This window comes from Stenotrophomonas indicatrix, from assembly GCF_002750975.1.
GTDB classification, from domain to species: domain Bacteria; phylum Pseudomonadota; class Gammaproteobacteria; order Xanthomonadales; family Xanthomonadaceae; genus Stenotrophomonas; species Stenotrophomonas indicatrix.
This window is the reverse complement of the sequence record NZ_PEJS01000001.1, coordinates 1,929,172-1,955,431: the sequence shown is the minus strand read 5'-3', so window position 1 is coordinate 1,955,431 and position 26,260 is coordinate 1,929,172. Positions and strand designations below refer to the sequence as shown.

Annotated in this window: 23 protein-coding genes and 2 pseudogenes; 14 read left to right on the top strand and 11 right to left on the bottom strand. The window is 65.4% G+C overall.

Features of this window, described 5'->3' with window-relative positions; translation table 11 throughout:
- Positions 1-21: 21 nt before the first annotated feature.
- A complete protein-coding gene (locus CR918_RS09005; RefSeq protein ID WP_099842519.1) occupies positions 22-1,866 on the bottom strand; it encodes a 3-hydroxybutyrate oligomer hydrolase family protein in 1,845 nt (614 codons plus the stop codon).
- Positions 1,867-1,954: 88 nt separating this feature from the next.
- Between CR918_RS09005 and CR918_RS09000 the strand changes: the two genes are divergently transcribed.
- On the top strand, positions 1,955-2,629 hold the full coding sequence (locus tag CR918_RS09000; protein WP_099842518.1) for a response regulator transcription factor: 675 nt from the start codon (positions 1,955-1,957) through the stop codon (positions 2,627-2,629).
- A 7-nt stretch (positions 2,630-2,636) separates the two neighbouring features.
- Here CR918_RS09000 and CR918_RS08995 read toward each other — a convergent pair whose 3' ends face one another.
- The 4 genes from CR918_RS08995 to CR918_RS08980 form a co-directional block, all read right to left on the bottom strand.
- The gene (locus CR918_RS08995; protein WP_099842517.1) at positions 2,637-5,969 is read right to left on the bottom strand and encodes a hybrid sensor histidine kinase/response regulator; all 3,333 of its coding nucleotides are present in this window, start codon (positions 5,967-5,969) and stop codon (positions 2,637-2,639) included.
- A gap of 69 nt (positions 5,970-6,038) precedes the next feature.
- The gene (locus CR918_RS08990) at positions 6,039-6,524 is read right to left on the bottom strand and encodes a MaoC family dehydratase (protein WP_099842516.1); all 486 of its coding nucleotides are present in this window, start codon (positions 6,522-6,524) and stop codon (positions 6,039-6,041) included.
- Positions 6,521-7,399, bottom strand: a complete 879-nt coding sequence (locus CR918_RS08985; RefSeq protein WP_099842515.1) for an alpha/beta fold hydrolase — start codon at positions 7,397-7,399, stop codon at positions 6,521-6,523. The genes CR918_RS08990 and CR918_RS08985 overlap by 4 nt, the downstream gene beginning before the upstream one ends.
- 11 nt (positions 7,400-7,410) lie before the next feature.
- Complete coding sequence (locus CR918_RS08980; protein WP_099844310.1) at positions 7,411-9,585, bottom strand: TonB-dependent receptor; 2,175 nt, start codon at positions 9,583-9,585, stop codon at positions 7,411-7,413.
- A gap of 181 nt (positions 9,586-9,766) precedes the next feature.
- Here CR918_RS08980 and CR918_RS08975 point away from each other — a divergent pair, with 181 nt between their 5' ends.
- The 3 genes from CR918_RS08975 (at position 9,767) to CR918_RS21400 (ending at position 12,758) form a co-directional block, all read left to right on the top strand.
- Entirely contained in the window at positions 9,767-11,170 is a 1,404-nt protein-coding gene (locus tag CR918_RS08975) for a GntP family permease (RefSeq protein ID WP_099842514.1), read from the top strand.
- A gap of 87 nt (positions 11,171-11,257) precedes the next feature.
- A complete protein-coding gene (locus CR918_RS08970; protein ID WP_099842513.1) occupies positions 11,258-12,262 on the top strand; it encodes an extracellular catalytic domain type 1 short-chain-length polyhydroxyalkanoate depolymerase in 1,005 nt (334 codons plus the stop codon).
- Between the two features lie 184 nt (positions 12,263-12,446).
- Entirely contained in the window at positions 12,447-12,758 is a 312-nt protein-coding gene (locus tag CR918_RS21400) for an excalibur calcium-binding domain-containing protein (protein ID WP_207759484.1), read from the top strand.
- A 143-nt stretch (positions 12,759-12,901) separates the two neighbouring features.
- On the opposite strand, the gene CR918_RS08960 is transcribed toward CR918_RS21400, so the two are convergent.
- Genes CR918_RS08960 through msuE form a run of 3 tightly spaced genes read right to left on the bottom strand, consistent with a single transcriptional unit; the run spans position 12,902 to position 15,598 of the window.
- Positions 12,902-13,936 carry a methionine synthase gene (locus CR918_RS08960; protein ID WP_099784133.1) on the bottom strand — a complete coding sequence of 345 codons (1,035 nt, stop codon included), beginning with the start codon at positions 13,934-13,936 and terminating at the stop codon, positions 12,902-12,904.
- Positions 13,937-13,980: 44 nt separating this feature from the next.
- Positions 13,981-14,958 carry a DUF1852 domain-containing protein gene (locus CR918_RS08955; protein ID WP_080148744.1) on the bottom strand — a complete coding sequence of 326 codons (978 nt, stop codon included), beginning with the start codon at positions 14,956-14,958 and terminating at the stop codon, positions 13,981-13,983.
- Positions 14,959-15,016: 58 nt separating this feature from the next.
- Entirely contained in the window at positions 15,017-15,598 is a 582-nt protein-coding gene (gene msuE / locus CR918_RS08950) for an FMN reductase (protein ID WP_025874527.1), read from the bottom strand.
- 175 nt (positions 15,599-15,773) lie between these two features.
- Here msuE and CR918_RS08945 point away from each other — a divergent pair, with 175 nt between their 5' ends.
- Together CR918_RS08945 and CR918_RS08940 are read left to right on the top strand one after the other, a co-directional pair.
- Positions 15,774-16,688, top strand: coding sequence for a LysR family transcriptional regulator (locus CR918_RS08945; protein ID WP_025874528.1), 915 nt, complete (start codon positions 15,774-15,776; stop codon positions 16,686-16,688).
- A complete protein-coding gene (locus CR918_RS08940) occupies positions 16,688-17,596 on the top strand; it encodes a methylenetetrahydrofolate reductase (RefSeq protein ID WP_099842512.1) in 909 nt (302 codons plus the stop codon). The genes CR918_RS08945 and CR918_RS08940 overlap by 1 nt, the downstream gene beginning before the upstream one ends.
- A gap of 14 nt (positions 17,597-17,610) precedes the next feature.
- Here the strand turns inward: CR918_RS08940 and gcvA are convergent, their stop codons facing one another.
- Positions 17,611-18,522 (bottom strand): transcriptional regulator GcvA, encoded by a 912-nt coding sequence (gene gcvA / locus CR918_RS08935; RefSeq protein WP_157804385.1) that lies wholly within the window; start codon positions 18,520-18,522, stop codon positions 17,611-17,613.
- Positions 18,523-18,621: 99 nt separating this feature from the next.
- On the opposite strand from gcvA, the gene CR918_RS08930 reads away from it, so the two are divergent.
- The 5 genes and pseudogenes from CR918_RS08930 (at position 18,622) to CR918_RS21235 (ending at position 21,462) form a co-directional block, all read left to right on the top strand.
- Positions 18,622-19,476 carry an MBL fold metallo-hydrolase gene (locus CR918_RS08930; RefSeq protein WP_099842511.1) on the top strand — a complete coding sequence of 285 codons (855 nt, stop codon included), beginning with the start codon at positions 18,622-18,624 and terminating at the stop codon, positions 19,474-19,476.
- Positions 19,473-20,339 carry an MBL fold metallo-hydrolase gene (locus CR918_RS08925; RefSeq protein ID WP_099842510.1) on the top strand — a complete coding sequence of 289 codons (867 nt, stop codon included), beginning with the start codon at positions 19,473-19,475 and terminating at the stop codon, positions 20,337-20,339. The genes CR918_RS08930 and CR918_RS08925 overlap by 4 nt, the downstream gene beginning before the upstream one ends.
- Before the next feature lie 43 nt (positions 20,340-20,382).
- Positions 20,383-21,069, top strand: coding sequence for a hypothetical protein (locus tag CR918_RS08920; protein ID WP_099842509.1), 687 nt, complete (start codon positions 20,383-20,385; stop codon positions 21,067-21,069).
- A gap of 49 nt (positions 21,070-21,118) precedes the next feature.
- Positions 21,119-21,250: pseudogene (locus tag CR918_RS21410) on the top strand (nuclear transport factor 2 family protein); the annotation flags it as partial.
- A 53-nt stretch (positions 21,251-21,303) separates the two neighbouring features.
- Positions 21,304-21,462 (top strand): hypothetical protein, encoded by a 159-nt coding sequence (locus CR918_RS21235; protein WP_207759538.1) that lies wholly within the window; start codon positions 21,304-21,306, stop codon positions 21,460-21,462.
- A gap of 15 nt (positions 21,463-21,477) precedes the next feature.
- On the opposite strand, the gene CR918_RS08910 is transcribed toward CR918_RS21235, so the two are convergent.
- Complete coding sequence (locus CR918_RS08910) at positions 21,478-22,410, bottom strand: ABC transporter six-transmembrane domain-containing protein (RefSeq protein WP_099784120.1); 933 nt, start codon at positions 22,408-22,410, stop codon at positions 21,478-21,480.
- A 273-nt stretch (positions 22,411-22,683) separates the two neighbouring features.
- Here CR918_RS08910 and CR918_RS08905 point away from each other — a divergent pair, with 273 nt between their 5' ends.
- The 3 genes and pseudogenes from CR918_RS08905 (at position 22,684) to CR918_RS08895 (ending at position 25,678) form a co-directional block, all read left to right on the top strand.
- Positions 22,684-23,856 (top strand): serine hydrolase domain-containing protein, encoded by a 1,173-nt coding sequence (locus tag CR918_RS08905; RefSeq protein WP_243379032.1) that lies wholly within the window; start codon positions 22,684-22,686, stop codon positions 23,854-23,856.
- A gap of 69 nt (positions 23,857-23,925) precedes the next feature.
- On the top strand, positions 23,926-24,507 hold the full coding sequence (locus tag CR918_RS08900) for a hypothetical protein (protein WP_133119679.1): 582 nt from the start codon (positions 23,926-23,928) through the stop codon (positions 24,505-24,507).
- Between the two features lie 301 nt (positions 24,508-24,808).
- Positions 24,809-25,678, top strand: a pseudogene (locus CR918_RS08895) (S1 family peptidase).
- A gap of 71 nt (positions 25,679-25,749) precedes the next feature.
- Here CR918_RS08895 and CR918_RS08890 read toward each other — a convergent pair.
- A complete protein-coding gene (locus CR918_RS08890) occupies positions 25,750-26,235 on the bottom strand; it encodes a hypothetical protein (protein WP_243379029.1) in 486 nt (161 codons plus the stop codon).
- Positions 26,236-26,260: the final 25 nt, after the last annotated feature.

Genomic DNA, 26,260 nt, shown 5'->3' with positions numbered 1-26,260 from the left:
TCTTCCTGATGGGGCGGCGCGTCAGCGGCCGGGGGGCGCGGGAATGGACAGCTGCTCGCGCAGCAGCGGTGCTTCCGCGCGTGGGCTCGGCTGGATGAGTGCATCCTGCGGCAGCGCTCGCGCTGGATCTTCAAGGTGTTCCCACACCTGGTCCATCGCCGCGAACACGTAGGGCAGCAGCGGGACGTAGCGCTTCCGGTAGTCCGGGAAGGCCAGCAGCGAGTCGAAGTGCTGTGCCTTGTTCACCCGCCAATAGGCGATCTGCGCCCCGGCCTTGCGGGCAAGTGGCACATAGCGATCACTGGTCATGCTGATCGGTACCAGCCCGTCGTCCAGGCCATGGATCACCACGATCGGCAGGCCGCGCCGCGGCGCCTTGGCAGTCGCTGCGGTGATGCCGGCGCGTACCCTTCGGGCATCGGCGCTGTCGCCCTCGCCGAGTGCACGCAGGCAGTTCAGGCCACGCAGCGGATCAGCTGCTGCCCCGGTGGCATTGCCGTCCACCAGAACCACGCCGCTGCCCGGCGGGATGCCACTGCCCTCGCTCCACCAGGTTGCACGAACCTCGGCCGTGGCCGCGTGGGGTCTGCCGTCGGTGCCGGCGGCCGAGAAGCTGTACGCGCAGGGATGTTCGCCCGCGGCGTAGCGTCCATAGGCTGACGAGTAGGTCGCTGCGATGGCGCGCCACAGATCGAAACCGGTGGAGAATGCACCGGCGCGAAGTGCATCGGCGCTCAAGCCCGCGTCGAGCAGCTGCTGCCGTGCCGACCGCGCCTGTGCCGCGGTGTCATCGCCTTGCACCAACCCAGTGGATTTCAGCGTGGCACATCGCTGGGTCCACCCTGGCACGGCCTGCGCCCGCATCGGCGGTTGTGGCAGATCGTCCTCCGTCAGCAGGGCACAGGGCATCAGCAACGCGGCCTGGGTGACGAAGTCGTACAGCGGCGGAGCGCCTGCCACCGAGACATTGGGTTCGCCGGCCACCATCGCATCGAACCAGTCGCCTTCGATCTCCGCCGCGCGCAGCACGGCGCCACCGCCATTGGATACGCCCACGCCCAGCGTGCGTGTATTGGCCGCAGTGAACGGGGCCGATTGCGGATAGGCGCGGTCCAGCGCCTGCAGGCCGAACTGCAGCGCCTGCAGCAGATGGCGTCCCCAGTCTGCTTCCGGGTTGTCACCCGAATGAGCATGTTTGAAGGCGATTCCCTGCGCGGCTGTCGCACCCGCAGGAATGAAGGCCAACGCGCCTTGGCTGGCTGGGGTGCCGTCTGCCTGGAAGCCGGCCTTGGCGTCCAGATCGTAGTAATCACTGCCGGCGCCCTTGTCGGTATAGGCGACCGCGCAGCCATGTGCCAGGCCCCAGCTGCCGGCAACCGCGATCGCGCCATGGATGCCACGCGAACCGGAAGATGCCGCGACGACCAGGCAGCGCCGCGCGGCGTCGAAGCTGTCGGGCACCTGCACCAGTACCCGATGGGGATGGCGCGCGCCGGGAACGCGCGCATAGGCGGAGAATTCGCGGCCGGGTACCGCCTGCAGGCTGCCGTAGACATCGCCAAAGCCGCCGCCGGGTGTCAGGTCGGCGATGCCGCGCCAGCTGCTCCAGATCGCACGACGCCGTGCTTCCTCGGCCGTGGGCTGGGCCGGGTTGGCAAACGCTGGCGCGGTGGCGGAGCGCAGGGCGTCGATGCCCAGGCCTGCGGTCAGCAGTTCGTCGCTGCCGCGATGCACGGTTTCCCGCCACTGCTCGAACACCGGAACAGCGGTAGTGGGGCGGGGCGGGGCGGCGTGAGTGCTGGAGATGCTGCCCAGAAGCAATGGCAGCGCGGCGCACAGCAGCATGACGGGGCGGTGGATGTTCATTGCTCCACCCTAACCATCCGGGCGGCGCACGCCAGCGTACCTTGGTACCCGTGCCCAGGCGCAGGCGATTTGCTAACCTCGGCTGGACATGCCGACCCTGCTCATCGCCGATGACCACCCCTTGTTCCGCGCGGCGCTGCATCGCGCCGCTGAAGAAGCGGTGGCTGACCTGCAGATCAGCGAGGCCGATTCGCTGCACGGCGTGCTCGAAGCGATCGAGAACCAGCAGATCGATCTGATGCTGCTGGACCTGCACATGCCGGGCAACCACGGCCTGGCCGGACTGGCGACCATACGTGCGCTGCAACCGGGGCTGGCGATCATCATCGTTTCGGCCAATGAAGAGCCGCACGTGATCCGCCGCGCCATCGACCTGGGCGCAGCCGGGTACCTGCCCAAGAGCTCGGGCCTGACCGACCTGCAGTCCGCACTGCAGACCGTGCTGGAAGGTGAGCGCTGGATACCGGCGCTGCTGCGCGAGCCGGTGGCGCGGGTGGCGCCCTTCAGCAAGGACGCCGATCTTGCCGCGCGCTTGTCCAGCCTGTCCGCGCATCAGTACAAGGTGCTGAGCCTGGTGGCCGAAGGGCTGCTCAACAAGCAGATCGCCGACCGGCTGGGCGTGCAGTTGCGCACGGTCAAGGCACACATGACCCGCATCATGGGACGACTGGGCGTACGCAATCGCGCGCAGGCCATCCGCGTGCTGCACGAGATGGGGTTGACCGACCCATCCCGGCAGATCGAAGACGCGCAGGACGCCTGATCCTTCGTCAGGTCCTTTCCGTGCTGGCCGTTGCCAGCAGATGGTTGATCGCCCAGCGCAGCGCCAGCGGCTTGAACGGTTTGTTCAGCAGTGACAGGCCCACACTGCGCACCGCCTCGCGCGTGTCATTGCCGGTATCGGCGCTGAGGATCACCGTCGGCCGCGCGCCATGTACGGTGACGAGGCGCTTCCACAGTGCGACGCCGGTATCGCCGTCATCAAGGTGGTAGTCGAACAGCCACAGTGCCGCCTCATGTGCTGACGCACCCAGCGCAGCGACATCACGCGCCGCGATGACATCGCAGCCCCAGGCAAGCAGCATCAGCCGCATTGCCTCCAGTGCCTCCGCATCGTTGTCGACCACCAGCACGCGGATGCCCTTGATGCTGCTGTTGCCAGCGGCGGGCTCAGTGCGTGGGGCCGCCGGTGGCGCTGCCCGCGCCACGGTGATGGAAAAGGCCGAGCCGCGATCCAGTTCGCTTTGCAGTTCCAACGGTGCATGCAGCAGGTCGGCAATGCGGTGCGCGATGGTCAGGCCAAGACCGAGGCCCTGGCCATTGCTGCGGTCGCCACGGTGGAACTCCTCGAACACCACGGCTTGTTGCTCCGGCGCGATGCCGGGGCCGCTGTCATGCACGCCGATCGACAGTGCCTGGCCGTGCCGGCGAACCCCCAGCAGTACGCCGCCACGGCGGGTGTAGCGGATGGCGTTGGCCAGGAAGTTCTGCAGTACGCGGCGCAGCAGCAACGGGTCGCTGTGCACCCACGCGCGGGTACGCACATGGCGGAACTGCAGGCCGCGTGCCGCGGCCAGCACCGCGAACTCCTGCGCAAGCGGCTCCAGCACGGTCGACAATGCGAACGGGCGCGGATCGGCCACCAGGCCACCGGCTTCCAGTCGCGAAATATCCAGCAGGCCCGACAGCAGATCGTCGGTGGAATCCAGCGCGCCGCGAATCTGGCGCAGGAAACTGTCCAGGAATTCCGATTCGATGTGCTGCGACATGGCGTCGGTCAACAGCTGCGCCGCATGCAGGGGCTGGATCAGGTCATGGCCGACCGCGGTCAGGAAGCGGGTCTTGGCCACGTTGGCCCGCTCGGCTTCATGCACGGCCTGTTCAAGCCGGGCGGTGCGGTCCTGCACGCGGCGCTCCAGGGTTTCGTTGCTGCGCTTGAGCGCGTCCTCTGCCCGCCGGAACGCGGTGACATCGGTGAAGGTGGCCACATAGCCGCCACCGGGCATCGGGTTGCCTCGGATCTCAACGATGGTGTTGTCCGGGAAAATCCGCTCGGAAAGGTGCGGCGTGCCGCGCCGCATGTGCACCACCCGCCGCTGCAACGCCTTGTCGCGCGAGTCACCAGGGGTGTCGCCGATCTTCAGCTGTCCCAGTGCCCACGCCGTCAGGTTCGACACCGGCTGCCCCACCTGCAGCAGCTCCGGCGGGAACTTGAACAGCGCGGCGTAGCGGCTGTTCCAGGCCACCAGCTGCAACTGCGCATCGACCACGCTGATGCCCTGGCTCATGTTCTCCAGGGCAGCCTCCAGCAGGCGCTGGTTGAAGCGCAGTACCTGGGTGGCTTCACCGACCGCGCGGGTAACAGCGTCCAGCGGCGCAGCGCCACCATCGCGTGCCGCCTCCACCAGCAGCCGCGCCATGCCTGCACCGACCACGGCGGTCAGTTCGCGCTCGATGGCAGTCACCCGGTCGTCGTCCAGCATCTGCCCGGCGTGCCCGTCCATCAGCTGGCGTGCCCGTTCCTGGCCGAGGAAGCGACCAGCCGTCTTGCGCAATGACGCCGCGGCCACCGCGTCCCGCTGCCGAGGCATCGGTGGACGCACCGCGCGCGACACCAGCACCACGGTTACCAGGTTGACGGCCAGGCTGGCGCCCATGCTGATGGCGATATGGCCCGGCTGCATGCGCAGCGAGAACATCGCCAGCCAGTGCAGCCCGTCGGGACCGGCCGACGCCAGCGGGGCAGGGAGCACCATGGGCAGCAGCACCAGCCACAACCAGACCAGCGAGCCCAGTACGATGCCGGCGATGATGGCCGGGGAGGGCGTGCGCGGACGGTACACCGCCAGCAGCACCGCCGGTGCCAGCTGCGAGAGCGCGGTGAACGACATCAGGCCGAAATCGCTGAGCGCCTCGGTGCCGCTCATCGCACGGCTGTACAGCCACGACATCAGGAACACGGCGAGAATGCCGGCGCGCCGGAAGGCCAGCACCCGCGGTCGTAGATCCGCGCCGGTGTTGAAGCCATTGACGCCGCTCAGCAGGCGCGAGCCCACACCGTGGTTGCCGAGCATGATCGACAGGGTCAGCCCGGACAGGATCATCATGCCGGTGGCGGCACTCAGGCTGCCCAGGTATGCCAGCAGTGCCAGCAGGTGATGGCCGCGCTCCTGCGGCAGGGCCAGCACGTACAGATCCGGCGTCATCGATGGCGGCAGCTGCGCGGCACCGGCCAGTGCCATCGGCACCGACGGCAGGCCGATCAACAGCAGGTAGACCGGGAACAGCCAGCGCGCCGTCTTCAGGTCCGATGACTGGCGCAGCTCGACCACGCCCACATGGAACTGATGGGGCAGGGTGAACGCGGCCATGGCACCGAGCGCCACCATGGTCAGGTAATCCGGCACCACTGCCGGCGGTGGCAGGTGCGCCATCTTCTCAAGCAGCGGCGTGCCGGCCTTGTGCACCGATAGCGCGGCATACAGGCCAATGGCCAGCAGGGCCGTCAGCTTCAACAGCGATTCCAGGCCCAGCGCGACCACGATGCCGCGGTTGTGCTCGGTCGCCGACGCCTTGCGTGCACCGAACAGGGTGGTGAACGCCGCCATCGTCAGCGCGAACCAGAACGACACGTCCAGCTGCCAGCCAACGGGTGCGAACTGGTCACCGAGCAGGGCGGCAAGGCCCTGGCTGACCGCTTTCAGCTGCAGCGCGATGTAGGGAATGATGCCGAACAGCGCGACCAGGGTGATGGTGATGCCCAGCCCTTGGTCGGCACGCAGTCGCGCGACCACCAGGTCGGCGATGGTGGCGCTGTTGTGCTGCTTGGCCAGCCGCCCCAGCCGCACCAGGAACGGCAGGCCGAAGGCAAAAATAAGGGCCATGCCGATCAGTGTCGGCGGAATCGGGAAGCCCCATTGCACGCCCTGCGAGGCAGCCCCGTAGTAGGTCCACGCCGTGCAGTGCACGCCCAGTGACAGCGCGTAGATGGCTGGCCATACCTTCGACAGCCGATGCCCCTGGCGTTCCCCCCACAGGGCGACGCCGAACAGCAGCACGGTCCACGCGATGCAGGCGAACAGGACGATGGAGGGCGTCAACATCGCTCCAGTGTAGAGAGAACCGCGGCCGGCGGGCAGCCGGCCCGCCCCGCGCGGGAGGACGGTGCGGCGCTAGTCGGCGAGTACGATCAGCGACAACTGTTCGGCGACCACGGCTGTCTCGCCGGCGGGAACCACTTCCACGGTCTTGTGCTGGGTCAGCAGCCACTGCCCGGGCCTGCGCGCTTCCAAGGACATCAGCTGCGAGCGCACCCGTACCTCGGAACCACTCGGCACCGGCGCCAGGAAGCGGACCTTGTTCAAGCCGTAGTTCAGTACGTGGGCGATGCCGGGAAAACCGGCCAGGGCCGCCACGTCGTCCTCTACGGTAAGCGAGAGCAGAAGGAACCCATGGGCGATGGTCTGCCCGCCCGGCAGGCCGGTCCGTGCGCGGGCAGGATCGGTGTGGATCCAATTGTGGTCACCGGTGGCCTCGGCGAAAGCATTGATGCGCGACTGCGCGATGCGCGTGCTGCCGCTCAGCCGCTCGCTTGCCGCCCATTGGTGCAGGGCCTGCAGGGCGGCAGGCAGCGCATCCATCGAAACGCCGGAACTCATCGCACGCACTCCAGCAATGCCAGGATCGCGTCACGCGCCTCGGGCTCGGACAGCATCGGCGCATGGCCTACCTCCGGCACCTCAACGAGGCGGGCGTTGGGCGACGTGGCGGCCATCTGCTGCGCGACATCGGCAGGCAGGATGTCCGACAACGCCCCACGAACCACCAGCACTGGCACGCGTGCGGTCAGCCCACGCACGGCGCGCCACAGCACCGGGCGCAGCAGCCACAGCAGCCACGGCCGCGTGGTGCGGATCACCGCCGGGTCGTAGTCCAGTTCCAGCAGGCCATCGCTGCGCTGGCGGAACGTGCGTACGGCCATCGCCCGCCAGTCGTCGGCGGTGAAGCGCGGGAACGCGGCCTTGCCGATGGACTCCACATAGGTCGTGGCCTGTGCCAGGTCCATCGGCGGCACGGGCTTGCCGGCATACTTGCCGATCCGCGCCAGCGCTTCGCGCGGCACCTTGGGGCCGGCATCGTTCAGAACTGCCACGGCGATCAGCCCGGGCGCACGCGAGGCCAGGGTGATGGTGACCAGCACCCCCAGCGAGGTGCCGATGAAAACCGCCTTGTCGATGTTCTGCGACCGCAGCAGCGCCACCATGTCGTCGGCATAGGTGCGCGGGTTGTAGCTGGACGGGTCCGATGCGCGTTCCGAACCTGCGCGTCCACGCAGGTCAACTGCGATCACCCGCCAGCCGACGGCGGTCAACGATTGCGCAAGGGCATCGAAGTCGGCGCCATTGCGGGTCAGGCCGGGGATGCAGACCACGGTGCCGCGCGCCGGCTCCGCGCCTGCAGGTGCATGGTCACGCGCATGCAGGCGCAGGCCATCGTCACTTTTCCAGTACAGATCATCGTAAGACGGTGTCATGCAGGAGCTTCCTAGAAATCGTAACGGACGCTGAGGCTATATTGGCGCGGCGGCCCATAGAAACCAATCAGCGTGCCGACCGCCGGAATGTTGTAACCGGTGGTGCGGTACTCCTTGTCGGCCAGGTTGGTGCCCTGCAGCGAGAAGGTCCAGGCGTCGTCAAGCTTCCAGGTCACGCCGGCATTGACCAGCCCGTAGCCGTCCTGGCGGATCACCGGGCTCAGATCGGTGGTCGGCCACACTTCACTCTGGTAGCTGTAGCTCACCCGTGCGGACAGGTTGCTGCCATTGGCCAGGTCGGTGCGGTACTCCACGTTCAATGCGCCCGAGAAGTCCGGCGCGTTGGTGAACTTCATCTGCTTGGCCACGTTGACGCCGCGGTCCATGTACTCGTCATACTTGGCATCCAGCCAGGCCAGGTTGCCGGAGATCAGCCAGTGCTGGCTGGGCAGGTACTGGTACTCGATTTCCAGGCCGTTGATGGTGCCGGCGCCGGCATTGGTGAAGTCGCCGAAGAAGGCATCGTCGACACCGTCGCCGTTGGTATCGATGCCGGTGAACACCGACAACTGGATGTCCTTGTACTTGTTGTGGAACGCCGACAAGTTCAGGAACAGGCGCTGGTCGAGGAAGGCCATCTTGCTGCCGATCTCGAAGCTGTCGACCGTCTCGTCATCGAACGGCTCGGCCGAGCGTGGCACGGCAACGGCATTGGCGCGGATGTTGTAGCCGCCGGACTTGAAGCCACGCGTGGCCAGGCCGTAGACCATGATGTCCGGGGTGATCTGGTAATCCAGCGACACCTTGGGCGAGACGTTCTTGAAATTGGTCTTCTTGTCGAAATCGGCGGCGACCGCGATCGGACGGGTGAACGTCGCATCGGAGTAGAAGCGGTTGAGCACGATCGCGCGCTTGTCCTCGTCGGTGTAGCGGGCGCCGACGTCCAGCTTCAGCTTGCTGGTCAGATCGAACGTCCAGTCGGCATACAGTGCGATGCTGTCGGTCAGCACCTTGCCGCGGGTGTCGCCGAACTGCAGGTTGAAGAAGTTGTTGCGGATCTGGCCGCCGGCCTCGCCACTGAACTGGTACAGGCCCACCACGCCCCGCACGCGGCCGCCGGCATCGTAGTTCAGCTGCACCTCGTTGCTGACCTGGTCGTCATGGTAAGAGCCACCTACATCGGCCAGCTTGACCGGCGTGCTGTCGAAGTCGATGTTCGCGTCGCTGTCCGACTCGCGCTTGGCCACCACGTATTTCAGCGCAACGTCTTCGCTGGGCCGCCAGTTCACCGTGGCCGAGGCGCCCTTGGTCTCCACGCTGTTGAGGTTGCGCATGCCCGAGCGGATGTCGTAGCGGTCATCCATCGGCGGGTAGGCGCGCACGAACGGGTTGGGTGCCAGCATCTTCGAGCCACGCATGCCGGACTGGTCGTCGATCCAGTCCAAAGCGAACTGCACGTCGAAGTCGTCGCCCGCGTACGCACCCAGGTTGAAGCGCGCCGCATTGATTTGCTTGTCACTGACCGGCTGGTTGGTGAAGGTGTTCTCGCCGAAGCCGTCACGATTCATGCTGGCCACCGCCACGCGCGCGCGCAGGCCGCTGTCGGCCCCGCCGATCGGGCCGCCGATCGCCGCCTTGGCGTCCAACTGGCTGTAGTTGCCGACGGTGATCTGGGCGAAGCCTTCGGTCTGGGTGGGCAGGCCGCGCGAGATGTACTTGATGGCACCGCCGATGGTGTTCTTGCCGTACAGCGTGCCCTGCGGACCGCGCAGCACCTCGATGCGCGAGACATCGAACACGTCCAGCAACGCACCCTGCGGACGGGCGATGTAGACGTCGTCCAGGTAGATGCCCACGCCCGGGTCAGCGCCCCAGGTAGGGTCGGACTGGCCAACACCGCGGATGTAGGCGGTGACCGTGCTGCTGGCGCCGCGCGCCGCGTAGATGGTCAGGTTGGGGACCTGTCCATCAAGGTCGCTGATGTCCTGGACGTTCATCTTGTCCAGGGCTTCGGACGTAAAGGCGGTGACGGCAACCGGCACCTCCTGCAGGGTTTCCTCGCGCTTGCGTGCGGTCACCGTGATGCTGTCCAGGTTGGTGGCCGAAGCGGTGCGGGCGGCTGCCGGCGCGCCCTGCGGTGCGTCCTGCGCCAGAACCGGCCCGGTGGCCAGCAGTGTGCCGATCATCAGGCTCAAGCAATTCCGTTTCATTCGGTCCTCCCCCAAGGCATGTACGCGGCGAATGGCCCATTGCCACCCATGGACGCTAGGCTAGCGGCGCGGTTGCGCACCGGCGAGTGGACCTAGGTCCAGTCGGCAGCGGTCGCCAGATCCGGATACTGGGCGCGTCCCCACCCGGAAGCGCCGTATGTCGTTACTGATCGTACTTGCAGCGCTGGCCTTCCTCATCCTGGTGGCCTACCGTGGTTACAGCGTGATCCTGTTCGCGCCCATCGCCGCGCTTGGCGCAGTGCTGCTCACCGATCCCTCGCTGGTGGCACCGATGTTCACCGGCTTGTTCATGGACAAGATGGTTGGCTTCCTCAAGCTATACTTTCCGGTGTTCCTGCTGGGCGCGGTGTTCGGCAAGCTGATCGAACTGTCCGGCTTCTCCCGCTCGATCGTGGGTGCGGCGATCCGCTTGTTCGGACCGCAGCGGGCGATGCTGTCGATCGTGCTGGTGTCGGGCCTGCTCACCTACGGCGGCGTGTCATTGTTCGTGGTGGTGTTCGCGGTCTATCCGTTCGCGGCCGAGATGTTCCGCCAGAGCAACATCCCCAAGCGCCTGATTCCGGCCACGCTGGGGGTGGGCGGCTTCAGCTTCACCATGGACGCATTGCCGGGCACGCCGCAGATCCAGAACATCATCCCGACCACGTTCTTCGGCACCGATACCTGGGCGGCTCCGGTGCTGGGTACGCTGGGCAGTGTGTTCGTGCTTGCGGTGGGCATGGCCTACCTGGAGTGGCGCCGTCGCGCGGCGGTGCGCAGTGGCGAGGGCTACGGAGACCCGGGCACCCTGGTGAACGAGCCGGCACCGTTCGCAGGCACCCATCTGGCACACGCGGGCATTGCCGTGCTGCCGCTGCTGCTGGTGTTTGTGTCCAACAAGCTGTTCACCCTGGGCATACCGCACTGGTACGGTGCGGAGCACAGCTTCGTGCCGTCGATCATGGGCAGCGCCGCGCCGGTGGTGCAGGGCGTGGCGAAGATCACCGCAATCTGGGCCGTGCTGGGCGCGCTGCTGGTTGGCATCCTGTCGGTGCTGGCGCTGGCCTGGCGCCCGGTGGTCACCCAGTTTGCCGAAGGCACCAAGGCGGCGATCGGTGGTGCCGTGCTGGCAGCCATGAACACCGCCTCGGAATATGGCTTCGGCGCGGTCATCGCCGCGTTGCCCGGCTTCATGGTGGTGGCCAACGCGCTGGGGGCGATCAAGGACCCCCTGCTGCATGAAGCGGTCACCGTAACCGGTCTTGCCGGCGTCACCGGCTCTGCATCGGGCGGCATGAGCATCGCCCTGGCGGCAATGTCGGAGACCTTCATCGCCAACGCGCAGGCTGCCGGCATCCCGATGGAGGTGCTGCATCGCGTTGCCGCGATGGCATCGGGCGGCATGGACAGCCTGCCGCACAACGGTGCGGTCATCACCCTGCTGATGGTCACCGGGCTGACCCATCGCCAGGCCTACAAGGACATTTTCGCAGTGACCATCATCAAGACCCTCGCGGTGTTCGTGGTGATCGGCATCTACTACGCCACCGGCTGGGTTTGACAGCGGCGTCGCAGCACCCTCTGGAAGGTCGGTCCACGAGGATTTCCGGTACCACTTCATCCACGACTCACGCATGAGGATCTGGTCATGAAATCTGGAATCGATTCAATCAAGGCGCTGATGCTGCTGCTGTGCACCTGGCTGGCCACCACGGGTACCGCCTCCGCGGCAGACCCATCCGGACATTGGGATGTTGGCCTGTACGGCAATCTGTTCGGCGCCCGCGAGTACCAGGTGTGGGTGCCGGCCGGCTACGATGAAACGCGGCCACTGCCCCTGCTGCTGGTACTGCACGGCTGCGTGACCGGGCCGAACCTGATGGGCGAGGCCTCCGGCTTCAACGAGGTCGCCGACACCGAAGGCTTCATCGTGGTCTACCCGCGGCAGAACGTAACCTCCAACCCCGCACGCTGCTGGAACTGGCAGCTGCCGATCAACCAGGCGCGCGACAGTGGCGAAGCCTCCATCCTGGCCGGCATCGTGGACAAGGTGAAAGCGGGCTACAGCATCGATCCGCACCGGGTGTACGTCACCGGCATTTCCGCCGGCGGGGCGATGACTTCGATCATGCTGGCCTGTTATTCGGATGTGTTCGCGGCGGGCGCGATCCATTCCGGCGGCATGTACAAGGGCGCGACCACGATTTCCGGCAGTGCCTATGCGCTGTTGGCCGGCAGCATCTACTCACCGGACAGCAACGGGCGGCTGGCGTGGCAGTGCTCGGGCTCGCCGTCGCCGCGGCCGATCCCGGTGCTGGTCTTCCATGGCACCGCCGACGCCACGGTGAACCCGATCAACGGGCAGCAGGCCGTGCGCCAGTTCCTGCAGACCAATGACCTGGCCGACGATGGCGTGGACAACGACTCGGTGAAGTACGTGCCGACCAGCACCTTCCACGGCCAGGTGCCGGGTGGGCGTGCCTACACGGTTGACTCTTACACCTATGGCGGCAGGACGCTGGTCCAGCATTACGTGGTGCAGGGGATGGGGCATGCCTGGAGCGGCAGCCAGTCCGGGTTGCCGTTCACCGACCCCAAGGGCCCGGATGCCACGTTGATTACCTGGCTGTTCCTGAAGGATCAGCAGCGCTGAGTTTCGGGCGCAGGAGCAGGGGAGGCGGCGCCAGTGTGGGAGCGGTGGGCTCCCGCACTGGCGCGCGGCCTTTGCCTTGTAGCGTCGAGCCGACGGGACGGCTAGGCCGCGTGCTAGCCTTGTCAGCGGGGAACACGCCTGACAGGGGGGCATTGTCATCCACGCGAATCTCACTTTTGCGGTCGTGATCGCATTGGCGTTACCTGTCGAGGCGTTAGCGCACAGCGGCGGTCTCGACAAGAACGGCTGCCATACCAATCGCACAACGGGCGACTACCATTGCCATCGAGGTGGCCCGGTTGCACCTCGCAACTTCGACGCACCCCGCAACAATTTCACTCCAGGGCGTGCGCGCAGATCAGGTGCATTCGCAAACTGCGCCGAAGCCCGCGCAGCCGGTGCGGCACCTGCGCGCCGTGGAGAGCCTGGATATGGGCCCCACCTTGATCGTGACAATGATGGGGTGGGGTGTGAGCCCTATCGTGGGCGCAGGTGAGGCGGGGGTACGGTTGCACGTCAGTGGTGCACGCTCGCCGGCAGCCGAGTTGAAGATGAATTGCAATAAGGTGGGGGCACCCCCCACCTGCATTGACTAGAGATCACGCGCTGGGCAGGGCGCCCGCAGGCGCGCCGTCCTGCTCAGCCGCGGGCCAGAAGCTCGTCGCGGATGATCTGTGCACCTGCGCTGAGCGCGCGCAGCTTGCCTCGTGCTACGTCACGCGACAGCGGCGCCATGCCGCAATTGGTGCTGGGGTAGAGCTTGTCAGCATCCACGAACTGCAGGGCCTTGCGCAGCGTGTTGGCCACTTCTTCCGGCGTTTCGACCGTGCTGGAAGCCACATCGATGGCACCGACCATCACCTTCTTGCCGCGCACCAACTCGATCAGGTCAATCGGCACGTGCGAGTTGTGGCACTCCAGCGAGATGATGTCGATGCTGGACGTCTGCAGCTTCGGGAACGATTCTTCATACTGGCGCCATTCCGAACCCAGCGTCTGCTTCCAGTCGGTGTTGGCCTTGATGCCGTAGCCATAGCAGATATGCACCGCGGTTTCGCACTTGAGCCCTTCGACCGCGCGCTCCAGTGCAGCGACACCCCAATCGTTCACTTCGTCGAAGAACACGTTGAAGGCAGGCTCGTCGAACTGGATGATGTCGACGCCGGCCGCCTCCAGTTCCCTGGCTTCCTGGTTGAGGATCCCGGCGAACTCCCATGCCAGCTTTTCGCGGCTCTTGTAGTGCGCATCGTAGAGCGTGTCGATCATGGTCATCGGGCCCGGCAGCGCCCACTTGATCGGCTGCGTAGTCTGCCTGCGCAGGAACTTCGCATCTTCCACAAACACCGGCTTCGGGCGGCTGACAGCGCTCACCACGGTGGGCACACTGGCGTCGTAGCGGTCGCGGATGCGGACGGTTTCACGCTTCTCGAAATCGACACCACTGAGGTTCTCGATGAACGTGGTGACGAAATGCTGCCGTGTCTGCTCACCATCACTGACGATGTCGATGCCGGCATGCTGCTGCTCCTGCAGGGACAGGCGCAGGGCATCCTGCTTGCCCTCCAGCAGCTCTTCATCCTGCAGCTTCCAGGGCGACCAGAGCTTTTCCGGCTGTGCAAGCCAGGACGGCTTGGGCAGGCTGCCGGCGGTCGAGGTGGGCAGTAGTTTCTTCATCGGGCTGTTTCTTGTGTCCAGGTGGGAAAGGGGGAATCGACTGATCAGCGGGCGGCCCACTGCTCAAGCACGGCGCGGTACGGCTTGATGAAGTGTTCTTCGGTGAACCGGCCTTGCTTGACGGCCAGCTGGCTGCGCTCTTCGCGGTCGTAGACGATGCGGGTGGACGAATAGTCCTGGTGCTTCAGGCTGGGCTGGTAGACCTTGCCCGCCACGGAATTGGCGTTGTAGATCTCGGGGCGGTAGATCTTCTGGAAGGCCTCCATCGTGCTGATGGTGCCGATCAGTTCCAGGTTCGAGTAGTCGCCCAGCAGGTCACCCTGGAAGTAGAACGCCAGTGGCGCGACGCTGCCTGGCGGCATGAAGTAGCGCACCTGCAGCCCCATCTTGTCAAAGTACTGGTCGGTGGGGGAGAACTCGCCTTGCCGATACTCGACGCCCAGGATGGGATGGTGGTTCTCGGTGCGATGATAGGTCTTGCTGCTGGACACGCTGATGCAGATCACCGGCGGCTTGCTGAAGTGCGCACGGTAGGCGTCGGACGCCAGGAAGTGCTTGAACAGCTTGCCATGAAGATCGCCGAAGTCTTCGGGAATGCCGAAGGTGGCCTTGCCTTCGTTGCTGGCGGGCAGCACGACGCTGAAATCGTAGTCGCGGACGTAGGAGGAGAAATTGTTGCCGACGATGCCTTCCGTACGCACGCCGGTACGCGTGTCGACGATGGTCGGCCGCAGCACCTCGATCAGCGGGAACGTATCGCTGCCGTCGCTGCCATCGATGTGCATCTCCACCGAGATGATGTCCAGCTCGACCGCGTAGCGATCCGCGCTGGGGTTGTCCCAGTGCGCCAGATCGTTGAAGCGGTTGTTGATCATGCCGAGCGTGTTGCGCAGGTTTTCCTGGCGGGATTCGCCGCGGGCCAGGTTGGCGAAGTTGGTGGTGATTCGCGTGCCGTCAGCGGGCTGGTAGTCCTCGTTGAAAGGAATACGGGTGATGCTGAAGGTGAAGTTCTCGGTCGTCATGGGCGGCGTTCCGGGTTGCGGGGGTGACATCCGAATGCAGGTCGCTGGCATTCGGCATTCAGAGGACTGCAGCGGCCTCGGTAACGGCAGGTGCTGCACGATGGGAGAGGGCAAGCAGGGGCATCGCGCGCTGCACCGCCAGCCGCGCCCGCTGCATCAGGGCCTCGTTCTGCACGCAGCCGTCTGCGAAATCCTTGTCGGTTGCGTAGACACCCAAGGGCAGGGTTCGCGCCTGGAAGAAGCTGAAAAGCGGTCGCAGCTGGTGGTCGATCACCAGCGCGTGGCGTTCGCTGCCGCCAGTGGCGGCCAGCAGGATCGGGGTATCGACCAGCGCGTCCTGGTCGATGAAATCGAAGAAGTGCTTGAACAGGCCGGTGTACGAACCGCGGTAGACCGGCGTAACCACCACCAGCACATCGGCCCGCTCGACAGCGGCCAACTGCCGCTCCACGGTTTCGGGCAACTGCGAGCGCCGGAGCGCACCGGCCAGTTGTGGCGCCAGTTCACCCAGTTCAATCAGGTGCTGATCGCAGGGGACGCCTTCGCCGATCAGGTCCAGCAGGTGCTCGGCCAGGGTCGCGGCCCTTGAGGGGCGCTGCAGCCCGCCGGAAACGGCGACGATACGGAGGGGGCGGGTCATCTCTTCGCTTCAGCAGGGGAGGGGCTGCTTCGGGGTGACCTGCAGGGGCGAAGTCCTGCGTGCCGGCTGGGTAGCCGCGCTGGCAGGGATCCGAAGGCATGAGTCGATGCTAGCCAGCCCTTCCCATGACGTAAAATGGTATTACTTCACCAATCCATGAGTGAGATTCATCGTCATGTTGGAGCGGATCCATCTCAGCATCGTGCAGCAGGTCGAACAGCAAGGCTCGCTGACCGCCGCCGCCGGTGTGCTGAACCTGACCCAATCAGCCCTGAGCCACAGCATGAAGAAGCTGGAGCAGCAGCTGGGTACCAACGTCTGGCTGCGCGAAGGCCGCAGCCTGCGCCTGACCCAGGCGGGCCAGTACCTGTTGGCGGTGGCCAACCGGGTGCTGCCGCAGCTGGACCTGGCCGAGGAACGGCTGGGCCAGTTCGCGCAGGGCGAGCGTGGCGCGCTGCGCATCGGCATGGAATGCCACCCCTGCTACCAGTGGCTGCTGAAGATCGTCTCGCCCTATCTGGCCAGCTGGCCCGACGTCGATGTGGACGTCAAACAGAAGTTCCAGTTCGGCGGCATCGGCGCCCTGTTCGGCTATGAGATCGACCTGCTGGTCACGCCCGACCCGTTGCTGAAGCCGGGCCTGAAGTTCGTCCCCGTCTTCGATTACGAGCAGGTGCTGGTGGTGGCCAAGGGCCATGCGCTGGCGTCGGTCGAGCACGTCAAACCCCGCCAGCTCAGCCAGGAAGTACTCATCAGCTATCCGGTACCGTTCGAGCGGCTGGATATCTACAACCAGTTCCTGTTGCCTGCCGGGGTCACGCCCCGGCGCCACAAGGCCATCGAAACCACCGACATCATGATGCAGATGGTGGCCAGCGGTCGCGGCGTGGCCGCCATGCCGCGTTGGCTGGTGGAGGAATATGCAGCCCGCATGGACGTGGTACCGGTGCGTCTGGGTGCGAAAGGCATTCCCAAGCAGATCTACCTGGGCGCGCGTGAGGCCGATACCGGTATCGATTACCTGCAGGCGTTTGTCGAACTGGCACGGAACAGCTCCACAAGCGCCGGCAACCTGCGTGGTGCCGGCTGATGTCAGCAGGCGTTGGCCGCATGGAGCCACTGGCGCAGACCTTCGTCAACGCCTTTTCATTGGAAGTCAGTGCCAAGGCCATGCCTGCGCTGCGCGCCGAAGCCGCCCGCATTGCACGGGGGACGACGATCTCCATTCCCTACCTGCCGAGCGAGGACGATGCTGCGCGACTGGCCGCGGCACGCAGGGTGCGCGAACTGGGGTTCGAGCCGATGCCGCACCTTTCCGCACGCCGCATCGGCTCGCGGGCGGCGCTGGAGCACTTCATCGAGCGTGCCGTCATCGACGCCGGCATTGAGCGCTGTTTCGTGATCGCAGGCGATCTTGCCACGCCTGCCGGGCCGTTCGCCGACAGCACATCGATCATCGAGAGCGGCATTCTCGAGCGCGCCGGCATCAAGGTCGTGGGGGTGGGCGGGCATCCGCAAGGCCATCCGGTGATGGCCAGCGCCGAGAGGTGGCGCGTGCTTGAAAACAAGTGCCAGCGTATCGAAGAGCGAGGCATGGCACCGCTGGTCATCACCCAGTTCGCATTCGACGCCGATATCGTTCTGGCCTGGTTGAATGAACTGCGCGCCCGTGGCATCACCCATCCGGTGCTGGTGGGCGTTCCCGGGCCGGCCAGCATCGCGCGGCTTGTACGCTATGCGGCCATGTGCGGCGTCGCTGCAAGCACCTCGATGCTGTCCCGCTACGGCATCTCCATCGGCCGCCTGCTGGGAAGGGCCGGGCCGGATGTGTTCGTGGACCGCCTGGCAGAGGGCTTGACCGAAGCCCATGGGCAGGTCAGCCCGCATCTGTTTCCCTTCGGCGGTATCGCACCAACCATGGAGTGGGTGGAGCACTACCGGATGCGTGCAGGCGATGCGCACACGACCCGCTCACCTGTTGCCGATGAACCGCCATGACACGCATGGGCCTGTCATGGCCGATCACTGCACTCCTCACCCAGCCATTGGCAGAACGCCTGCACATCGGGGCGGTCCTGAGCCATCTCCCGACGGATCAACCAGAATGCGTAACGGTTCTCCAGCTCCAGGCTGAAGGGTTTCACCAACCTGCCTTGGCGGAGATCGTCTTCCACCAGCGGCGCCACGCCGAGCGCCACGCCATGGCCGGCCACCGCCGCTTCCTGCGCAAGATAGATGCTGGGGAAGACCGGCCCGGCGCTTGCGTTGACGTTGATGGCGCCGGCAGCCTCCAGCCAGTGTGACCACGCCGGCACGCCGGGGCGGTCCGTGGCACTTTCATCGTGCAACAACGTGCAGTGGCGCAGATCATCAGACCGCTGCAGCCGGCCAGCAGTGCCGGCCAGCAGCGCGGGCGAGGACACAGGGAATACCGGCGCCTTCAACAGCAGCTCAGCGCGCACGCCGGTGTAGTTGCCTGCACCGTAGCGGATGCCGACATCGAATCCTCCGCGCAGAAAGTCGGCGTGCTCATTGCCGGTGTCGATGCGCACCCGGACATTGGGGTGCGCATGGTGAAAGCGGTGCAGCCTTGGGGCCAGCCATTTCGCGGCGAACGACTCCATGGTTGTCACCCGCAGCTCGTGTGGTGCGCGCGTCCTGGCGCGCTCCAACGCCAGGTCCAGCTGCCCAAGTAGATCGCCGACCGTTGTTGCCAGTGCCGCGCCGTCTGATGTGAGCGCCACGGCGCGGTGATTGCGCTGGAACAGGCTTACGCCCAGATAGGCCTCGAGGTGTTTGACCTGATGGCTGACCGCAGCCGGGGTGACGAACAGTTCGCGCGCCGCCTGATTGAAGCTGAGGTGGCGGGCAGCCGCTTCGAACGTGCGCAGCGCATTCAGTGGGGCAGTGGGGCGGGCTTTCACGGGCACCATCCAACGCAGGGGCCCTGTCATCGTAGCGCATGAATTTTTCTAACGCGAAGCGTAGAACTACTCGTTTGCCGGGTGCCGCATGAGCTGGTGATGATGCCGATCCTCCCACCCGGAAAGCCCACCATGCGTATTCAGGAGCTTGCCCCAGATGTGCTGATGTTCGTCGGTGACCAGGTTGAATCGGTCGCTACCGCCTTCGTCAACGGAGACCAGGTGCTGCTGGTGGACGCGTTGGGCAGCGAGGAGGATGCCGCCTGGTTGCGTGACGTGCTGTACGGGCAGATGGGCAAGAGGGTGCGATTGGTTGCCGCCACCCATTTCATGAGCGACCACATCTGTGGCATGACGCTGTTTCCGGAGGCGCTGACCCTGGCGCACCGCCATCACCGGCATGCCTTTCTTTCGCAGAACCAACCGGTGGCATCACGCTACCGCGATCCCGATATCGTGTTCGACAATCTCGCCATGCGCTGGGGGCGCCACCAGCTGCGCTTCCTGTACAACCCCGGCAAGACGATGGACCACATGAGTGTGGTTGTGCCGAGCGCCGATCTGGTCTGCGTGGGCGACAGCATCGTCGGCAACATCGTCTATCTCTCCCGGTCGGACCCGGCGCTGCAGCGCGCCGCCATCGGCCGTATCCAGCAGTTCGGGCGCAGCAGGGTGGTCGGCGGGCATATCGGGGTCTTCGATGCGGCGGTGCTGGGCAATGCACTCCACTACCTGCAGCGGATGCAGGAGATCGTCGTGGATATCCGGCTGCGAACCGCGCCGACGGAAGCCACGGCGCTGATGGCAGCCATCAGACTGGAGGATTGCATCGCGTCGGGGGTAACGCCGACGGCATTTGAACGAGAATGGCATGGACACAATCTCACGGCGATCGTCGCGCAGTCGATCTTCTCCCTGGACGCTGCGCTGGCAGCAAGGGAGCAGGCCGCATGAAACACGATGCCGTCAACGCACCGGCGCTGGGCAGTCGCAGACGCTTCCTTGCCCGTTGCGCCGGTGTGGCCGCTGCTGCGCTGGTCCCTGCTGGTGCCGCTGCGCCACCAGCGGCGATGCGCAGCCTGCGCGCCCAGCGATTGGCGTGGGCAGGGGTGCGGCTGCAGCTACCGATGAGCACGCTGCTGATTGATCCGCTGGTGAATCCCGCAACGTGGGGCAAGGCATTGCCGGACCGGCTGGTGCCGGTGAACGATGTGCTGGGCGAAAGCCACGTGCTGGTCACCCACACCCACTCCGATCACTTCGATGCAGATGCGGTTGCGGCGGCGCTCAGCAAAGGGGGAACACTCGCATATCCAGCCGGCCTGCAGCCCATGCCGCTACCCGCAGCCGCACGTGCACGGCCGAGCGCGCTGTGGGAGCCCCAATTGCTGGGCGACTTCACTGCAACGCCGGTACCGGCATCGGACGGCTACGGCGATACGCAGGTTTCCTGGGTGGTAACAGCGGGCGGCCGACGCATCTTCCATGGCGGCGACACCCAATGGCACGGCCATTGGTGGCGTATCGGGCGCCAGTTCGGACCGTTCGATGCGGCCTTCCTCCCCATCAATGGCGCCACGTTCGGCTGGCGCGAGCCCGTAAGTGGCCAGCCTGGCGTACTGACGCCGGAGCAAGCGGTGGCAGCGGCGGCAATCCTCGGCGCACGCACGCTGGTGCCTATTCACTATGGCATCAGCGGAATGGACAACTATGCGGAAGTGGACGACCCGCTTGGGCGGCTTCGCAAGGCAGCCGGTGACCGTGCCGTGCCCGTGCAGGTCGTCGAGCCGGGCGCGTGGCTGACATGGCCGGCGTAGTCCCGTATCCGCGCGTGAATCCTTCCTGGCCCTGGGAGAACCCATGAATCGAGCACACTGCATTGCAACCGCCATCGCGTTTTCTTCTTTTTCCATGGCCGCCCCGGCGGCGGAAACCACCAGCCCCAAACGCCCCTCGGTCGAGCAGCTGCAGAAGGTGATCGTCAGCACCTCGCCGCAGACCCGCGTGGATGCTCCCGACAAAGAACGCATCACGGCGCGGCGGATCGATATCGTCGACGAGAACGGAGTGATCCGGATGACGCTCTCGGGCCAGACGCCACCGCCCATCATCGATGGCATCCAGTACAAGCGAGCCTTCAATGTGGCGGGCATGGTGCTGTACGACCACCAGGGCAGCGAGCGCGGTGGCTTCGGAACCGCAGACGTCGAGGGCGGCATGGCCGTACTGGCGCTTGACCACCCGGCCATGGATGCAATTGGCTGGCGTGTGTCGCCCGACGGCGACGTGCGGTTCTCGATCAACCAGGCGCCGCCGCTGATTCGCGAGCCGCGGCTGGACAATCGCCTGATTCCGGGGGTGCAGACGCCAACACGCATCGAGATGGCGGTGGCAGCCGATGGCACCCCCGCCATCGCGCTGAACGATCAACAGGACCGCGCCAGGCTGCGCCTGACCGTAACGCCGGAAGGCTACGGGGCCATCGAGTTCCTGGACGCGCAGGGCAGGGTGATCCATACCTTGGCGCCCGAAGCCCATCGGCAGTGATGTCAGGTTGTCACTGACGCAGCAATCGCCCAACTACCTTGGAGCCGGCATGGACACTGAAATACGGCAGCTCGAAGAAGCACTGCGCATCGCGATGCTCACCAGCGACGTGGCCGCGCTGGATGGCCTGATTGCAGAAACCCTGATCTTTGTCGGGCCTTCGGGCGAAGTGTTTGGCAAGCAGGATGATCTGGACCTGCATCGTTCAGGGCGCCAGAAGCTGAGAATGGCCGAATGGCAATCATCACTGCGGACCTGGCCGGAACCTTCGATGGCGCAGCCTTCTCTGGCCGCTTCAGGTACTGCCGCTTCTGGGCGAAGACGGCCGGTGTCTGGCAAGTGCTGGGCGGCTCGGTTGTCGCTCTGCCCGCAGCAATGGAGACAATCGCCTAGACAGCCGGCGGTGGCTCATGGCCCGGGGTGGGCGTTGTTCTCCGCATCCTCCATTCCCGGGCTAACCCGGCGGCCGATGTCCTTCAGCCTTGCCAGTTGGTCGACCATCGACGGTGCATCGTCCAGGCTGCCGACAAAGGTCCACAGGTAAGTCATCACCGCATAGACGTGCCCAGGGGTCACGCCATCGGTCGTGGCGAGGCGGCCGATGGTCAAGGCAAACAGCACCGCAGCAGCCGCGCCGACCACCACGAAGGCACCAGCCTCGCGATCGGACAGCAGGATGCGCAGTCGCGACAGGGTGCGGTAGTGGCGGCGCAGTACCGACGGGCCGACCCGGTCGACCAGCCGGATTTCATGCTCCAGCCGGTTGTTCAGGCGGCCGTGCAACTGCTCGTTGCGGCGAGCGAACGAGGGCAGCAACACCAGCGCACCGAGCAGGGCGATGAGGCTGGCGGCCCCAACCAGGGGTTCGATTGCCAGCAGCATCGCCGCCGCCCCGAACATGGAAACGAGCGCAGTGGCGATGATCGGCACGTGCTTCTCGAAGAAGTCGACGAACTCGCGGGCCAGTACCACCCGCGCCGCCGAGGTGGAGGTAGCCTGGCCCAAGCGCCGCTGCGCCTGCACCACGTTTACCGCCAGATCGGCGTAGATGCGGGTGAAGGTGCGTGTATCGACCGCACGGCGGGCGGCGCCTACCAGCCAGAACAGCAGCACCACGCCGGCGTAGGAAATGGCATGGCCGACGTTGCCACGGATGATCGCGTCCACCGCGAAGCCGGCGAACAGCGGATAGGCCAGCAGCAGCGCATTCTCCAGCGCCACCAGCGAAAAGGTGCCAGTGAGCTGCCAGGGGTAGGTGCGCAGGATGGCTTTCAGGGTGGCGGCCGCATTCTGCTGGCCGATGCTGCCGGCTGCGACGGCCGGATCGTGTGGGGGCTTCATGGGGACCTGGGCAGATCGAGGATGGGACAGGGGATCGATGGAGGCATTTCCCCTGATCGCTGCCAGTATCTGCAGTCCTTTGGAGGGAGCATGGAGGAGCGATGGAGATTGCGTGGAGATGCTGGCAGCGTTCAGCGACGGGCGTGCACCGGCCAGGGGAGCTCGACCCGGGGCGAGGCTCGGCATCCATCGGCAATCGAGCCCCTGCCATCGGGTATCTTAAGAGCCCTTTTCCCACCTCCCTTCAAGCGCCTACGCATGCAAGCGACGTCGATGAATGTTCGAAACAGGCGATGGTTCCGCTGCCTCGTAGTGTCGGCCGCGCTGTTGGCCGCAAGCTGCGCCAGCGAGAAGGCCGCAACGAAGGATCTGGGGGCGGAGATCGATGAGATCGCCGCAGCGCTGATCCAGCAGCCGCTACTTCATTCGACCTCGATCGGCGTCGTGTACCGGGGCGAGGAATTCGTCCGTCATCGCGGCGACATGGAAACCGGCAAGCCTGGCCCTCCAACCGATGCGACCCTCTACGAGATCGGTTCGTTGAGCAAGACCCTGGCCGGCACCCTGATGGCCAGTGCCGTTCTGGAACACAAGGTCAGTCTGGACGACGACGTCCGACAGTACCTGCAGGGGGACTATCCGAACCTGCAGTACAAGGGCGAGCCCATCCGCATCCGCCATCTGCTGTCGCACACCAGCGGCCTGCCGAACATGCTGCCGGAACGCGCGAACACGGTGTTGGAGGACTTCACCGATCATCGTACGCCCAGCGAACTCAACACCCTCTATGCGCACTACGGCAAGGCTGACTTCTTCAAGGATCTGCACGCCGTCGAGATTGACCGGGCACCCGGCAAGGACTACGCCTACTCCAGTGCCGGAACGGAACTGACAGCGCATATCCTGGAAACCGTCTACAACAGCGACTACGAGTCGCTGTTACGCGGATTCCTTGGCGATTCCGCGGCGATGACGGGTCTCAGAATCAGACTCAGCGACAGCGAAGCGTCCCGGCTTGCGGTCGGCTATCACAGCGACAACCCGATACCGACCACGCCGATGCCACAGTTGCCGTGGGGCGCCTCCGGGAACGTGAAGGCAACTGTCCCGGAAATGGTGAAGTACCTCAGGTTCCAGCTGGCCAACGGGCCGGTGGTAAAGGAGTCGCATCGCCCTCTGCTCACGTTCGATTCGGAGTTCAGCATCGGCTACTTCTGGAACATCGTTTCCAGTGACCAGCTGAAGGGCGTCTACCATGCGCATCATGGTGGCGTACCGCGGTCGCAGTGCTACATCTACATCGTGCCCAAGTACGATCTTGGCATCTTCATCATCACCAACCAGAGCGGCGACCAGACGGCGCGCGCCATGGAGGCTGCGATCGATGCGCTGGTCGAAAGAATCGCCGCGCGGGAAGCTCTCGCTGGTAATGATGTTTCCCGATAGAGAGGGTGTTTCCCAGCTGTCCGGTGTGGTGCCGAACAGTGTTGGCACCCCAGGCAGGAGCATTGCGCGTTGATCACCCGCACGTTGAACAGGATTCTACTGCTCGCAGGCTTGGGGCTTGTCGTTGCGCCGAACGCCCCGGCAGCAGAATCGATCCGCAGCACCGTTCCCAGGCAGGATGAAATCGATCAGGCGCTGGCGCTTGTGTCCTGCAAGGCGGATCGCACCGCATTCCGGGCGTTGACCCATCAATTGCGTGACATCGCAACCCGCGGGAAGCCATCGGGTGGCTGGCAGCCGATCGCCGGCAAGGGTGGGGGTTACAGCAACGCACTGGGCGACATGCCCGGCGTTGTCGCGGAAATGAAGCTTCCAGCACCGGCTCTGGTCTTCGGTCATCCGTCCACGCGGCTGATACTGTCGCGCAGTTCCGTGGTGGCTGTCTTCGATGCAGACCTTGCTGCAGTCCTCACCAAAGCGCTTTCCCTCGATGGGCCGGGGACGCAGGGCGAACCCGGTGGAATGCGAGTAGTCCAGTCAGCACCGGAAGCCCAGGGCGATGGCATCGAAGTGATGGCACTGGTGGCCCAGCGCATCGAGGCCGACCCGATGCCGATCGCCGTGGCCGGGTGTCTGTACTTCACCCGGTGAAGTGGGCGACGTTCTCATGGACGGGCGCCTTCCTGGTTCCCGATCTTCGCTCCGGGGCTGCGAACAGAGGGATTCAAGGGCGCGAACCAATCTCGAAATCCTGCGCACGTACGGCCTGTTCGATCCGCAGGAATGCCAGGCTCGCCTTGCGCGGTGAACACTAAACGTGTCGGCGCGTCCCGGTTTCAGACGCGGTTTCCATCCCTTCGTCGGTCACCACGGGAATTGGTCGCGCGTCCATCAGCAGTGTCGATGCGTTTTGCTAGGCTGGATCGATCGACCACAAGGATGAATGCTTTCGATGAATCGCTGGCTCTTTCTGCTGCTTGCCGCGCTCCCGTTCGCTGCCGGGGCCATCGTCATCCGTGATGATGTCGACGATGGCAGGTACCGCATCGAACGATCTGACTTCCCGGCGCTGGCGGACATGCCAGGAGAGGGGCACGGCGTTCTCATCGCCCCGCGTTGGGTGCTGACCGCAGCGCATGCAGCGCCGATGTAAGGGATGGGAGCAACGATCGCGATCAATGGCAACGCGTATGGCGTTGAACGCGTATTCCTGCATCCCGGCTACCGGAGGATGCCCGAGGCTCTGGGCAAGGAGGCGATGGCAACAGGAAGTCCTTCCCGGATCCATGCCTTCCTGGCGGCCTCGGATGACATCGCGCTGATCAAGCTTGCCGCGCCGGTGACCGATGCCACGCCCGTGGCGCTGTATCGGGGTTCAGCAGAGGTCACGCAGGTCGCCGTCCTGATGGGGAAGGGCGCCACCGGCAACGGTGCGGTTGGCCAGTTGCCGGATGCGCCGCACCGTACATCCCTGCGGCGGGCCCACAACACGATTACCGGCGGCAATCAGCGGTATCTCTGGTACCGGTTCGATCCGCCGCCGCAGGGCCTGCCGCTTGAGGGCGTACTGGGAAGTGGAGACAGCGGTGGTCCGCTTGTGGTCAACGACCACGGCACCTGGCAATTGGTGGGACTGGGGTCCTGGATCACGGCCGTACCCGAGCATGCCCTTGAAGCAGGCTTCTATGGCCAGATGGTCCACAACGTTCGCGTGTCACGCTACGTCGACTGGATCGAGGCCGTCATGCGGCAGGGGGACGATAGCCTGCCGCCCAGTAAAACCGGACGCGCCAATGGCTCACTTGGAAATGGACGCCCGTAACAGGTTCGATCGTGAAATCCCGCACAAACTGGTCTGAAGCGGAGCGCGCGCAGATGTGCCGCGCTCAGCGCTCAGCGCCCCGCGCATGTCGCTGAGGTGGCCCGCGGGGCGGGCACCCGCCACACCTGTTCACCTTCCTCGTCATTGCCCACGTAGAACGCGATGCGCCCATCCTCCTCGCGACGAAGCGTGGGACTGAACGTGATGGTGTCCATTTCGCCGCCCTTGCCGATGAAGCGCATTTCACCGCCGCAGACAAAGTTCGAACCGGCCTGCTCTCCCAGCGCACCACAGTTCAGTGGCGAGGATTCGGCGCGGACCAACGGCTTTACCCGAGGCTGGATGCGCCCTTGCTCAGCCAGCTCGCAGAAGTGGTCGGCGATGGTATTGCGCATCTCGGCCTGTGAGGGCATCCATGCGGGGCAGCGGGACGCGTCGTCCTGGCAGCTGCTGGCCGGGGCGGTGGAGGCGGGCTGGGTGGACGGTGCTGCGATCGTCCCGGAAAGCGGCAGCAGGGAAGCTGCGATGGCAAGCAACAGGCGAGTGGAGACGGGCACGCGTATCTCTGGTCAGTTGAGCCCG